This is a genomic window from Promicromonospora sukumoe 327MFSha3.1, assembly GCF_000385135.1.
Classification (GTDB): Bacteria; Actinomycetota; Actinomycetes; order Actinomycetales; family Cellulomonadaceae; genus Promicromonospora; species Promicromonospora sukumoe_B.
In genome coordinates this window covers 1,476,697-1,489,261 of record NZ_ARQM01000010.1, presented here as the reverse complement: position 1 = coordinate 1,489,261, position 12,565 = coordinate 1,476,697, and the positions used below count along the sequence as shown (strand labels likewise).

10 protein-coding genes are annotated in these 12,565 nt (G+C 75.2%); 6 read left to right on the top strand and 4 right to left on the bottom strand.

Annotated features, from left to right (window positions below; genetic code table 11):
* On the top strand, positions 1-429 hold the full coding sequence (locus H291_RS0110355; RefSeq protein WP_026365611.1) for a hypothetical protein: 429 nt from the start codon (positions 1-3) through the stop codon (positions 427-429).
* Between the two features lie 103 nt (positions 430-532).
* Positions 533-1,369 (top strand): C40 family peptidase, encoded by an 837-nt coding sequence (locus tag H291_RS0110350; RefSeq protein WP_020014923.1) that lies wholly within the window; start codon positions 533-535, stop codon positions 1,367-1,369.
* A 58-nt stretch (positions 1,370-1,427) separates the two neighbouring features.
* Here H291_RS0110350 and H291_RS0110345 read toward each other — a convergent pair whose 3' ends face one another.
* From H291_RS0110345 to H291_RS0110330, 4 genes are all read right to left on the bottom strand, one after another.
* Entirely contained in the window at positions 1,428-2,027 is a 600-nt protein-coding gene (locus tag H291_RS0110345; protein WP_020014922.1) for an NADPH-dependent FMN reductase, read from the bottom strand.
* Positions 2,028-2,110: 83 nt separating this feature from the next.
* Positions 2,111-2,776 carry a hypothetical protein gene (locus H291_RS0110340; RefSeq protein WP_020014921.1) on the bottom strand — a complete coding sequence of 222 codons (666 nt, stop codon included), beginning with the start codon at positions 2,774-2,776 and terminating at the stop codon, positions 2,111-2,113.
* Between the two features lie 74 nt (positions 2,777-2,850).
* On the bottom strand, positions 2,851-4,179 hold the full coding sequence (locus H291_RS0110335) for an ABC transporter substrate-binding protein (RefSeq protein ID WP_020014920.1): 1,329 nt from the start codon (positions 4,177-4,179) through the stop codon (positions 2,851-2,853).
* 101 nt (positions 4,180-4,280) lie between these two features.
* Positions 4,281-5,393, bottom strand: a complete 1,113-nt coding sequence (locus H291_RS0110330; RefSeq protein WP_020014919.1) for a LacI family DNA-binding transcriptional regulator — start codon at positions 5,391-5,393, stop codon at positions 4,281-4,283.
* Between the two features lie 118 nt (positions 5,394-5,511).
* Here H291_RS0110330 and H291_RS0110325 point away from each other — a divergent pair, with 118 nt between their 5' ends.
* From H291_RS0110325 to H291_RS0110310, 4 genes are all read left to right on the top strand, one after another.
* Positions 5,512-7,596, top strand: coding sequence for a DUF2264 domain-containing protein (locus H291_RS0110325; RefSeq protein WP_020014918.1), 2,085 nt, complete (start codon positions 5,512-5,514; stop codon positions 7,594-7,596).
* Entirely contained in the window at positions 7,593-8,603 is a 1,011-nt protein-coding gene (locus H291_RS0110320; RefSeq protein WP_020014917.1) for a hydroxyacid dehydrogenase, read from the top strand. The genes H291_RS0110325 and H291_RS0110320 overlap by 4 nt, the downstream gene beginning before the upstream one ends.
* 126 nt (positions 8,604-8,729) lie before the next feature.
* Positions 8,730-11,456 carry an exo-rhamnogalacturonan lyase family protein gene (locus H291_RS0110315; protein ID WP_020014916.1) on the top strand — a complete coding sequence of 909 codons (2,727 nt, stop codon included), beginning with the start codon at positions 8,730-8,732 and terminating at the stop codon, positions 11,454-11,456.
* Complete coding sequence (locus tag H291_RS0110310) at positions 11,453-12,562, top strand: rhamnogalacturonan acetylesterase (protein ID WP_084467911.1); 1,110 nt, start codon at positions 11,453-11,455, stop codon at positions 12,560-12,562. Before H291_RS0110315 ends, H291_RS0110310 begins: the two co-directional genes overlap by 4 nt.
* Positions 12,563-12,565: the final 3 nt, after the last annotated feature.

Below are 12,565 nucleotides of genomic sequence, written 5' to 3'. Positions count from 1 at the left end.
ATGAGCCCGACCCGCCGCCTCCGCTCCCTCCTCGCCGGTACCCGGCGTGGTCCGGTGAGCGTGCTGTCGGTCATGTTCGTCGCGCTCGCGCTGGTCAGCGTGCACGTGCTGTGCAGCGTCCACCTCGACCAGGGCGGCGCCGGCCACGGGCACGGCGAGGTCTCGGCCGCCACGGCGGCCGCTGCCGCCGTCGTCCCCGGGACGGAGTCCGAACCGCTGGGCGACGAGTCGCACGGCTGCGGCGACCACCACTCGGCGTCGGCGCAGTGCGACCCGCTGGTGCCCTCCCCCGTCGTCTCGGCCGTGCTGCCCGAGCGCACCGTGCAGCGGACGACGCCCGCCGCTGCCTACCTGGACCACCGCACCCCCGACGGCGTGGCCACCCCGGTCCCGCCGTCGTTGCACGCCCTGGGGATCTCCCGGACGTAGACCACCACCACGCTCCGGCACCGCACGGTGCCGGGCGTCTCTCGCGCGCCCGCACCCGGGTCGCGCGCGTGGTCCACCTCCGAACGAAAGGTCTTGAGCCTTGATGGATCCCCAGAACCAGCCGGCCTCCACCCCGCGCGCCCGCGGCCGGCACCGGGCGGTACGCCGCCCCCTGCTGTCCGACGTCGCCCGGTCCGCGACCGAGCAGGTCAGCGCGCTGACCGGCCGCGGCGCGGTGGTCGCGGCCGCCGGCGGCGGCGTGCTGCTGTCGCTGATCGCCCCGCCCGCCCAGGCCGCGCCCGCCCCGGCGGCGGTCAACGCCGAGCTGGCCGGCAGCCCGGTGCAGGGCGCGCTCGACGCCGCGGCCCTGGACGCCCTGGCCACCCAGGCCAAGACGTCCGTCGCCGCCGCGCCGGTGGTCACCGTCGCCACGGACGCCGAGCTGAAGGTCGAGAGCGCGGCGGTGTCCGTGGTCTCCGCCGCGGACAACGAGGAGTACCAGGCCCAGCTCGCCGCCGAGGCGGAGGCCGAGGCTGCCGAGGAGGCCGCCGAGGCAGCGGCCGCGGCGGCGGAACAGGCCGCCGCGGTCGACATCCCGGCGTCCGCGGCGGGCTCCGCCGTCGTCTCCGTCGCGATGCGGTACCTCGGGGTGCCCTACGTGTGGGGCGGCAACACCCCGGCCGGCTTCGACTGCTCCGGCTTCACGTCGTACGTGTACGCGCAGGTCGGCATCGACCTGCCGCGCACGTCGTCGGAGCAGCGGTACGCCGGCACCGTGGTGCCGGCGTCACAGGCGCAGCCGGGCGACATGATCTGGTCGCCCGGGCACATCGCGATCTACGCCGGTGACGGCATGCAGATCGAGGCGCCGGTCCCGGGCAAGAGCGTCCGGTACACCAGCATCTGGCAGTCCAACCCGACGTTCATCCGCGTCGGCTGACACCGGGGGCGGGGTGTGGGTGCGCGACTCGCCGCCCACGCCCTGCCCGGCGACCCGGTTACTTGGTCGAGGCCGGGTCCTCGTCGCCGATGTGCCCCGGCGCGTTGGCGGCCAGGACCCGCTGGACGAAGGCGCAGTACTCCGACATGTAGTGCCGCAGGAACGTGGCCGTGGCCTCGTTGACCACGGTGCCGTCCGGGCCGAAGTCCGCGGCGTCGTAGGTGATGTAGGCCTCGGGGGCGTTGAGCTGGGGCGCGTCGAGGAAGCTCAGCACGCCGCGCATCGACGACTGCATCACGGCCGTGCCGATGCCGCCCGGCGAGGCCCCGATGATGCCGGTCGGCTTGCGGGCGAACGAGTTCTGGCCCCAGGGCCGCGAGCCCCAGTCGATGGCGTTCTTCAGAGCGCCCGGGATGGAACGGTTGTACTCCGGCGACACGAACAGCAGCCCGTCCGAGGCCTCGAGCGCCGCCTTGAACGCCCGGCCCGCGGGCGGGAAGTCGGCGTCGTAGTCCCAGCTGTACAGCGGCAGGTCGCCGATGGGGATCTCGGTGAACGACAGGTCGTCGGGCGCCGACGCGATCAGCGCCCTCGACAGCGTGCGGTTGATGGATCCCTTGGCCAGGCTGCCGACGAGGTAGCCGATCTTGTAGGTCATGACGCCTCCCGTGCGCTCCTTCCCACTGTGCGCGCAGAAGGGCGGACCGGCGAGTCCGGCGCCGGCGTCCCCGGGGGCGGCGCTCAGCCGTCGCCGTCGAACAGGCCGCCGTCGAGCAGCCAGTTGTAGCGCAGGCGCAGGGCGCGCTCGGTGCTGGCCACCAGGGTGGCGGCCAGGATCGAGAGGTTGAGCCACGCGGGCAGCTGGATCGGCGAGGTGAAGGTGGAGCCGATCCGCTCGGCGAGCGGCGGGAACTGGGAGACCTCCTCGATGATCTGCGGCACCCCGAGGACCAGGCCGATCAGCAGGACGACGACGGAGACGAGCCCGATGAGCCGGCCCGCGACCGGATGCGCGTTCTCCAGGCGGGCGCGGCGGCCCTCGGCCGAGGCGACGTCGGGCGCGAGCTGGCGCTCCGCGCCGTCGTCGGACACGTAGTGGCAGCGGCGCAGGCCGAAACCGCTGGTGACCACCTCGATGACGCCGCCCGTGACCGGGAACCGGGCCGGGAGCTTCGAGACCGCGTGCAGCCGGCCGTCGAGGTAGAGCTTCGCGCGGACCGTGCCGTTGTCGTCGCCACCGTGCCGGATGTCCACCGACCAGGTCTCGGGGCGGCCGTCCGCGGTGGTCAGCTCCAGGTGGAACAGCGAGCGCGAGAGCGGCTGCCACCACCGGAAGCGTTGGAGCGGGCTGCCGTCTCCTGGCCGTACCCGCTGGTCAGCACGACGGCGACTCCGGTCCGAGAACATGCCCGACACCGTAACAACGCGCCCGCGGAGCCGCACCGAAGCTGGCCGGCGCGGCCCCGCGGGCGTGGTGAGACCTACCCCGCGAGCGAGGTCTCCGCCTCGGCGAACCACCGGTCGGCCGCCTCGTCCGCGGTCAGCGTCCCGTAGGCGACCTCCAGGGCGATGGTCGTGAAGCTGGCCTCCAGGTTGCTGAGACCGGCCACGGGCGGCGGCGCCGACCCCACGAGGTGGGGTTCGAGCGCGCCCTCGTAGTCGAGGATCTGCTGGTCGAGCTCGTCCAGCTCGACGCCCTCCAGCGTGGCGCTCGACGCCGGCACGCCGCGGGACATGCCGAAGATCTCGCCGACGCGGGGGTCGTTGACCAGGAAGTCGACCAGCTTCGCGGCCTCGTCGGGGTGCTCGCTGTTGGCCGCGACCGAGAGCTGCAGGCCGGGCTTGAGGAACATGCCGCTGTTGTTCTCGAAGTCGTCGGCCGGCACGGGCAGCAGCGTCAGGTTCGGCTCCGCCTGACCCTCGCTGAACCGGACCAGGAAGTTGTCCCAGCTGATCTCGGCGGCGGTCTCGCCCACGCCGACGGCGTCCGCGCCGGAGAGCTGCTCCTGGCGCTTGGTCGGCAGGAACCCGTCCTGCTCGTGGATCGCGGCGCTCTTGCCCCACCAGGTGGCGAGGTCGTCCTCCGTGAAGCCGAGCTGGTCGCCGTCGAACAGCGACCTGCCGTTCTGCTGCAGCCAGATCTGGAACAGCCAGAAGAACTGGGTGTAGTCGACGGAGCCGTAGACGGCGGGGTCGTGCTCGGCCCCGGCGGCGGAGATCTCGGCGAGCAGGGCGTCGTACTCGTCCCAGGTCAGGCCCTCCTCGGGCACGTCGACGCCGAGCTCGTCGAGCAGGTCGGTGTTGACGAACGTGCCGAGCGTGCTCGCGCTGCTGGCCAGGCCATAGGTCTGGCCGTCCAGCTGCCCCGAGGCGAGCAGGGGCTCGGCGATGGTGTCGACGTCGATCGTGTCGCCGAAGTACTCGTCGAGCGGGATCACGTGCCCGAACTCGGTGTACTCGGTGAGGTAGGCGAGGTCCATCTGGAGCACGTCGGGCAGGGTGCGGCTGGCGGCCTCGGTGTTGCGCGCGGTCCAGTAGTCGGTGAAGCCCGCGTAGTTGGTCTGGACGGTGATCCCCGGGTTGTCCTCCTCGAAGATCTCCAGCGCCTGCTCGTACCGCTCGGCGCGGCTGGCGTCGCCCCACCAGGAGAACGTCAGCGACACGTCCTCGCCCGAGCCGCCCGACCCCGAGCCGCCGGACGAGCACGCGGCCACGGCCAGCACGGCCGCCACGGCCACCCCGGCGCGGACCATCCTCCGGCGGCCGCGACCGCGGGCCGTGCCGCGGTCGCTCCTCGCGTGCAGAAACATGTGAGCCTCCTTGCTCGTGTTCGTCGCAGGACGGAGACGCCCTGACCCGCGCACAGCGTGCAGCGCCGCGCGCACCCCGCCGCGCGAACGGACAAAAGCGGTCACGGCCGGGACGTGGGCCCGGCCGCCGCCCCGCAGGAGGCGCGCACGGTCAGCCGGGGCAGCAGCTCGATGTGCCGCGGCGGGCGGTGCTCGGCGGCGTCGCGCACGTCGGTGTCGCGCTCGCCGGTGTCGTGGGCGATGCGGTCGACCAGGAGCTGCAGCGCCTCCCGGCCGAGCTCGCGGCGGGGTGTCGTCACGGTGGTCAGCGGCACGGCGGCGAGCTCGGCGTTCTCGTCGTCGTAGGCCACGACGGCGAGGTCGTCGGGCACGCGCAGGCCGCGGTCCAGGGCGGTCTCCACGAGGCGCGCGGCGTGGTCGTCGGTGTGCACGAGCACCGCCCGGGTGCCGGTCGCGAGGCACCGGTCGAGCAGGTCGGCGAGCTCGCGCCGCAGCCGCGGCGGGTCCTCGTCACCCTTGGACAGGGCGACGTCCGGACCCGGTTCGAGGCCCAGCCGGGCCACGGCCGTGGCGTGGCCCTCCCGCACGCGGGGCGCGGTGGGGGTCCGGTCGTAGACGCCGAGCCCCACGCGGCGGTGCCCCAGCCGGGCCAGGTGCTCGACGGCGAGCACGGCACCGTGCGCGTGGTCGGTGCGGGCCACGTCGAGCTCGCTGAGGCTCGTCAGCGCGTCGATGCGCCGCTCGACGAGCACCAGCGGCACGGGGATGGAGCCGAGCCACGCCGCGAGGTCCTCCGGGCTGCGGTCGCGCGTGGTGGGGGCGAGCACCAGGCCCGTCGCGCCCAGCGCGAGGAGCCGCTCGACCTGCTGCACCTCCAGCTCGGACCGGTAGTGCGAGACGCCGAGCACCAGCCGCACGCGCAGGGACGGCGCCAGCGCCTCCATGCCCCGGACGGTGTCCAGGAAGTGCGCCACGGCGCTCGGCACCACCACGCCCACCAGGGCCTGGGCGGCCTGCGGGCCCCGGTCGGAGCGCAGCGCGATGGCCCCGCCGTGCACGCGCCCGAGCTTGCCCGCCCGCTCCAGCTCCCGGATGTCGCGGCGGATGGTCACCTCGGAGACCTCCAGCCGCGCCGCGACCTCGGCCGAGCGCACGCTCCCCCGCAGCTCGACCTCACGCAGCAGGTACTCGTGCCGGCTCCTCGGCAGGTGCATGTCTCTCTCCTCGTGCCCGGCGGCGTCCCCGTCGACGCCGGAGGACACTGTAGCCAGCCGATGACCGGAATTGTCCGGTCGGACAGGTCCGGGCGGTGCGGCGGGTGAGGATGCGCGCGTGACGACCGCACCCACCTCCCCCGTGCCCGAGCCCGCCCCGCGCTGGAGCCGCGACCGCTGGCTGGCGACCGCCGACGACCTGCTGCGTGCCACCGAGCCCTACGCCTCCCCCGGCCGCGCCCTGCTGCCGCTGCCCGGGCCGGTCAGCGCCTCGGGCGCGTGGAGCGACGGGCTGGAGGGCTTCGCCCGGACCTTCCTCCTGGCGGCCTTCCGGGTGCGGGGGCAGGACGGCGCCGACCCCGACGGCCTGCTGGAGCGGTACGCCGAGGGGCTGCGGAACGGCACCGACCCCGCGAGCCCCGAGCGCTGGCCGCGCATCGACGAGCGCCGGCAGGCCGTCGTGGAGGCGGCGTCGGTCGCCGTGGGGCTGGCCGAGACGCGGCCCTGGCTGTGGGACCGGCTGGACCACGACGTCCGCGAGCGCGTGGTCGCGTGGCTCGCCGGGGTGGTCGGCACCAGCGGGTACCGCAACAACTGGGTCTGGTTCCAGAACGTGATCGAGGCGTTCCTCGTGTCGGTGGGCGGGCCGTGGGACCAGGCCGACCTGGACCGCAACGAGGAGCTGGCCGAGGGCCTGTACGTGGGCGACGGCTGGTACTCGGACGGGCGCGGCCGCGACGGGCGGCGGCAGACGTTCGACTGGTACGCCGGGTGGGCGTGGCACCTGTACCCGGTGCTGCACGCGCGCATCGAGGGCCGCCCGCTCGCCGAGCGGCACGCGGAGCGGCTGCGGGCCTACCTGGAGCAGGCGCAGCACCTGGTCGGGCCGAACGGGGCGCCGCTGCTGCAGGGTCGGTCGGTCACCTACCGGTTCGCGGTGCTGGCCCCGTTCTGGGCCGGGGCGCTGGCGGGGGCGACGCCGCTGTCGCCGGGTGCCACGGGCGCGCTCACGTCGGCGGTCGCGGAGCACTTCTTCGAGCACGGCGCCGTGGACGAGCACGGCCTGCTGCCGGTCGGGTGGCACGGCCGGTTCGACCGGCTGCGGCAGCTCTACTCGGGCGGGGCGTCGCCGTACTGGGCGAGCAAGGGTTTCGCGGGCCTGCTGCTGCCCCCGGACCACCCGGTGTGGACGGCGCCCGACGACGTGCCCGCGCCTTGGCGGCAGGAGCACGTGGTGCCGCTGCGCGAGCCGGGTTGGCTGGTCGTGGGGACGCCGTCGGACGGGATCGTGCGGGTGCTCAACCACGGCTCGGACCGGCTGCTGGAGCCGCAGGCGCAGGCGCACGCCGACGACCCGTTCTACCGCCGGGTCGGGTACGCCAACGTGGTCTCGCCGCAGCTCGCGCCCGCGGACGTCGCGGCGCCGTCGGACTCGCACGTGGCGCTGCTCGACGGCGCGGGCCGGCCGTCGCACCGCGACGGCATCGAGCGCGTGCACCTGGGCGAGCGGGTGGCCGTCTCGCGGTCGCGCGTGCACTGGCTGGACGTGCCGGGCGGCGGACCGGACGGCGACCACGCGGGCTGGGCGGCGGCGCGCCGGGGCCCCGTGGTCACCACGGCGAGCGTGGTGCGCGGCCCGCTGGAGGTGCGCCTGGCCTGGTGGACGCCGCCGGCCGAGGCCGGGGCCGCCGCAGGCGGGCCGGTCGCCCCGCCGCCGGGCTCCGACCTGGACGCCGACGTCGCCTGGCCCGCCGACCCCGGGCCGTGGACGTTCCGGCTGGGCGGGTGGCCGCTCGCGGCGGGGTCCGAGCAGGAGCTGGCCGCGGACGCCGCGGACGCCGCCGACAGCGCTGACAGCGCGGGCGGCGCCGTGCGCGTGACCCGGGCCGACGGGACGACCTCGGCGCTGCGGGGACTGCGCGGCCTGCCCCGGGCGGCCGTGGACCGCCGGACCGGCGCCGACCCGCTCGGCGCGGCCTCGGTGGTCCCGTCGCTGACCGGCGACGTCCCGGCGGGGCCCGGCGACGTCGTGGCCGCGCTCGTGGTGCTGACCGGGGACGCCGCCGCCGCGGACCTGGACGCCGTCGAGGCCGTGGTGCCGGCGCCCGGCCGCGGCGTCGTCGAGGTGCGCTGGCGGGACGGCGTGGTCGACGTCGTCCCCACCGGACCGGCGGACCACGCGACGGACGGAGGCGCGGCGTGACCCGGCCGCGCGTGCTCTTCGCGCTCCGCGACCCGGCGCTGCTGCCCGACCTGTTCGACGACGCGGCGCTCGCCCGCCTGCGGGCGGTCGCCGACGTCGCCGACGGGGTGCTGACGCCGGGGGCGACCGAGGACGACCCGGTCCGCGACGATCTGGCCACGGCAGACGTCCTCGTCACCGGCTGGGGCGCGCCGTACCTGGACGAGGCGTTCCTGCGCCGCGCGCCGCGGCTGCGGGCCGTGGTGCACACGGCGGGCACGGTCAAGTCGTTCGTCACGCCCGCCCTCTGGGAGCGGGGCGTCCGCGTCTCGACGGCGGCCGAGGCGAACGCCCGGCCGGTCGCGGAGTACACCCTGGCCATGGTGCTGCTGGCGGGCAAGCGGGTGCTGGAGTCGGCCGCGGCCTACGGCCGGGACCGCACGCTGCGGGGCTGGTCGCCGCCCGCGCCGCTCGGCAACAACGGGCTGACGGTCGGCGTGATCGGCGCCTCCCGGATCGGGCGCCAGGTGCTGGGCCTGCTGGCCCCGTTCGACGTGGACGCGCTCCTGCACGACCCGTGGGTGGACGCCGCGGCCGCGCGCGCCCTCGGCGCCACCGCCGTGAGCCTGGACGAGCTGCTGACCCGGTCCGACGTCGTGACGGTGCACGCGCCCGCCCTGCCCGAGACCTACCGGATGCTCGGGGTGCGGGAGCTGGCCCGGATGCGCGACGCGACGACGCTGGTCAACACCGCGCGCGGGCAGCTCGTGGACACCGAGGCGCTGACCCGTGAGGTCGTGGCGGGCCGGCTCCGCGCCGTCCTCGACGTGACCGACCCGGAGCCGCTGCCCCGCGACCATCCCCTGTTCGAGGCGCCCGGCGCGCTGCTCACCCCGCACGTGGCGGGCTCGCTGGGCAACGAGCTGCGGCGGCTCGGCGCGTCCGCCGTCGCGGAGGTGGAACGGCTCGCGGCCGGCCAGGCCCTGCGGCACGAGGTACTGCCCGGCCAGCTCGCCACGACGGCCTGAGCCCCGGGCCGCACCCAAGCCCTCTGACCGCATTTGTCCGTTCGTCCGCGGTCCGCGGGCCGCCGACCCAGGATGTCTGACGCCCGACGACGGGCGACCTCACTTCGCGCGAAGGAGCTGAACATCGTGGTTCACATCAGTCGGCGTACCGTCCTGACCTCGGCGCTGGCCGCGGGCGCGGGGGTGGCCCTCGGGCCGCGCCTCGCCACGGCGCGCGCGGCCCAAGGCGTCCCCGCCCTGGTCCCCGCCGGGCACGACCCGGTCGACCTGCACTGGCTGGAGGGCGGCTCCCCCGCCGCCCTGGCCGCGGGCACCACCTGGGGCGTGCCCTGGCCGCGGGGCGCGTTCGCCCCCGACCAGCAGCTCGCGCTCACGACGGCGGCCGGCGAGCCGGTGCCGGTGCAGACCTGGCCCACGGGCTGGTGGCCGGACGGCAGTGTGAAGTGGACCGCGCACGCCGTCAGCGCGGACGCGCCGCGGGCCGAGTCGTACCGCCTGGCCGCCGGGCGGCCGAGCGCGCCCGGCAAGCGGGTCACGGTCCGGGAGACGCCGGGCGAGATCACCGTCGACACCGGCACGGTCCAGGTGGTCTTCGCCCGCAACGGCAACCAGGTGGTCCGCGCGATCCGCCGGGGCGGGCAGGACGTCGCCCGGAACGGCCGGCTCGTCGTCTCGCGGCAGGACGTGCCGGACACCGACCGGGGCGGAAGCGTGCGGCACGAGTCGTTCACGGGCGCCGTGGACCGCGTGACCGTCGAGCAGTCCGGGCCGGTGCGCGCCGTCGTCAAGGTCGAAGGAAAGCACCGCAAGGGCCACCGTTCCTGGCTCCCGTTCGTGCTGCGGTTCTACCTGTACGCCGGTTCGGACGGCGTCCGGCTGGTGCACACCTTCGTGTTCGACGGAGACGAGAACCGCGACTTCATCACCGGCATCGGTGTCACGTTCTCGGTGCCGATGCGCGGCGAGGCGTACGACCGCCACGTGCGGTTCGCGGGGGCCGACGGCGGCGTCCTGTCCGAGGCGGTGCGCGGGATCACCGGCCTGCGCCGGGACCCCGGGGCCGCTGTCCGCACCGCCCAGGTCGAGGGCCGTGCCCTGCCCGACCCGGCCACGTGGGACCAGCGCGTCACCTCCCGCCTGCGCTGGATCCCGCAGTGGGGCGACTACAGCCTGTCCCAGCTCACGGCCCACGGGTTCGAGATCCGCAAGCGCACCGGCCCGGGCCACTCGTGGATCCGGGTCGACGGCGGCACCCGTGCGGCGGGGCTCGGGTACGTCGGCACGCCGTCGGGCGGCCTGGCGTTCGGCATGCGCGACTTCTGGCAGCTGCACCCCACCGAGCTGGAGATCTCGGGCGCCGCGAGCGACGAGGCCGAGGCGACGGTCTGGCTGTGGTCGCCGCGGGCCGAGGCCATGGACCTGCGGTTCTACCACGACGGCCTGGGCCAGGACACCTACCCCGAGCAGCTCGACGCCCTGGAGATCACCTACGAGGACTACGAGCCCGAGTTCGGCACGCCCTACGGCGTGGCCCGCACCACCGAGCTGATGTTCTGGGCGCTGGCCGCCACGCCGACCGCCGAGCGGTTCACCGAGCTGGCCGCCGCGAGCGCCACGCCGCCGCTGCTGGTCGCCGGGCCGGGGCACGTGCACTCGGCCGGGGTGTTCGGCTCGTGGGCGCCCGCGGACCGGTCGACCCCGGCGCGGGCGGCCATCGAGGACAACCTGGACCGGATGCACGCGTACTACGTGGACCAGGTGGACCAGCGGTCCTGGTACGGGTTCTGGGACCACGGCGACGTGATGCACGAGTACGACGGCGACCGGCACCAGTGGCGCTACGACGTCGGCGGGTACGCGTGGGACAACTCGGAGCTGTCCACGGACCTGTGGCTCTGGTACCACTACCTGCGCACGGGTGACGCGACGGCGTTCCGGCTCGCCGAGGCGATGACCCGGCACACGGGCGAGGTGGACCAGTACCACCTGGGCACGTGGAAAGGGCTGGGCACGCGGCACGGCGTGATGCACTGGGGCGACAGCGCGAAGCAGGTGCGCATCTCGAACGCGAACTACCGGCGGTTCTACTACTTCCTGACGGCGGACGAGCGGGTGGGCGACACCCTGCACGAGCTCGTGGACTCGGACCGGACGTTCCTGGTGCTGGACCCGGGCCGCAAGATCAACGGGGGCGGCCCGTTCGACCCGGACCCCTCGGCGCTGGGCGTGGGGCAGACCACCGACTGGGGCGCCCTGGCGGGTGCGTGGCTCACCGAGTGGGAGCGGAACGGCGACCCGATCGCGCGGACCAAGCTGCTCAACGGCGCGCGGTCCATCGCGGCGCTGCCGAACCACTGGGTGCAGGGGTCGGTGCGCTACGACCTGGCCGACGGCACGTTCACCGGCCCCGCCGAGCCGTCGGTGTCGATCGGTAGCCTGAGCAGCGTGTTCGGGCTCATCGAGGTGATGACGGAGCTGATCGACCTGGTCGACGAGCCGGAGGTCGAGGCGGCGTGGGTCGAGTTCTGCCGCCTGTACAACGGCACGGCCGCCGAGCAGGTGGCGGCGACGGGTGCGTCGTGGGGCAGCCTCAACCTGCGCCAGTCGTACTCGCGGGCCACCGCCTACGCGGCGGCGCGCCTGGACGACACGACGCTGGCGCGCCGGGCGTGGACCGAGTTCCGCACCGGCCACGCCGGGTACCCGGCCGACCACCCCTTCGAGACGGTCCGCGTCGAGCCGCCGCGGGTGCTCAACACGGTGGACGAGGGCCGCTTCTCGACCAACGCCAGCGCGCAGTACGGCCTGGCGGCCATCCAGTGCCTGGCGCTGGTCGGCCAGGAGCTGTCATGAGGACGGGTCGGTCCGTGCGCGCGACGGTCGGCGCGGTCGCGCTGGCCCTGGCCCTGGTGGCGGGCACGACGACGGGCGTGGGCGCCCTGCCGCGGGACACCGCGGGCGGTCCGCGCGGCGCTCCCCGGCCCGACCCCGCCCTGCTGGAGCACTGCGCCGGGACCGACCCGGTCGTGTGCACCTACCCGGACCTGGCGCCCGGGCACTACGACGTCACGGTCCGGCTCGGCGACCGGCGCGCCGCCGCCGGCACCGAGGTGCAGGCGGAGGCCCGCCGGCTGATGGCGGACGAGGTCGAGACCTCGGCCGGCGAGCTGGTGCGCCGCACGTTCACCGTGAACGTGCGCGACCCGGAGAGCCAGCAGAACCAGCCGCCGGGCGAGGGCACGCCGGGCCTCACGCTGACGTTCGCCGGGGCCGCCCCGGCCGTGGCGGGCATCGGCATCCGCCGCGCGCCGGAGCGCACCCCGCGGATCGCCCTGCTCGGCGACTCGACCGTCACCGACCAGGGCAGCGCGCCGTACACCGGCTGGGGCCAGCGCCTGCCGGCGCACCTGCGCCACGGCGTCAGCGTGGTCAACCACTCCGGCTCCGGGGAGAGCACCGTCTCGGTGCTGGCCGAGCCCGAGATGTTCGACGCCCTCGTGCCGCAGCTGCGGTCCGGTGACGTCGCGCTGGTGCAGCTCGCGCACAACGACAAGACCACCACCGCGGCGCAGTACCGCGCCAACCTGACCGAGATCGTCGAACGAGTCCGCGCGACCGGGGCGACGCCCGTGCTGGTGACCCCGATCGTGCGGCACCGGTTCGACGGCGACCGGCTCAACCCCACCGGCCTGATCGTCACCGCCGAGGCCGACCTGCCCGCCGAGATGCGCGGTGTGGCCGCCGGGCTCGACGTGCCGCTCATCGACCTCACCGCGATGAGTCAGCACCTGGTGGAGGGGCTCGGCCCGGTCGACTCCGAGCCGATCTACCTCAACCGGGTCAACGGCGACCGCACCCACACGTCCGAGTACGGCGCCACGGTCTACGCCGGGCTGGTCGCGGACGCGCTGCGCTCGCTGCGGCTGGTGCCCGAACGTGTCTGGGTGCCGGCCGACTGAGCC

Bases quoted from the DNA above. Each gene is read 5' to 3' on its own strand.
- H291_RS0110355 (WP_026365611.1), top strand. From the start codon at position 1: ATGAGCCCGACCCGCCGCCTCCGCTCCCTCCTCGCCGGTACCCGGCGT.
- H291_RS0110350 (WP_020014923.1), top strand. From the start codon at position 533: ATGGATCCCCAGAACCAGCCGGCCTCCACCCCGCGCGCCCGCGGCCGG.
- H291_RS0110345 (WP_020014922.1), bottom strand. From the start codon at position 2,027: ATGACCTACAAGATCGGCTACCTCGTCGGCAGCCTGGCCAAGGGATCC.
- H291_RS0110340 (WP_020014921.1), bottom strand. From the start codon at position 2,776: ATGTTCTCGGACCGGAGTCGCCGTCGTGCTGACCAGCGGGTACGGCCA.
- H291_RS0110335 (WP_020014920.1), bottom strand. From the start codon at position 4,179: ATGTTTCTGCACGCGAGGAGCGACCGCGGCACGGCCCGCGGTCGCGGC.
- H291_RS0110330 (WP_020014919.1), bottom strand. From the start codon at position 5,393: ATGCACCTGCCGAGGAGCCGGCACGAGTACCTGCTGCGTGAGGTCGAG.
- H291_RS0110310 (WP_084467911.1), top strand. From the start codon at position 11,453: ATGAGGACGGGTCGGTCCGTGCGCGCGACGGTCGGCGCGGTCGCGCTG.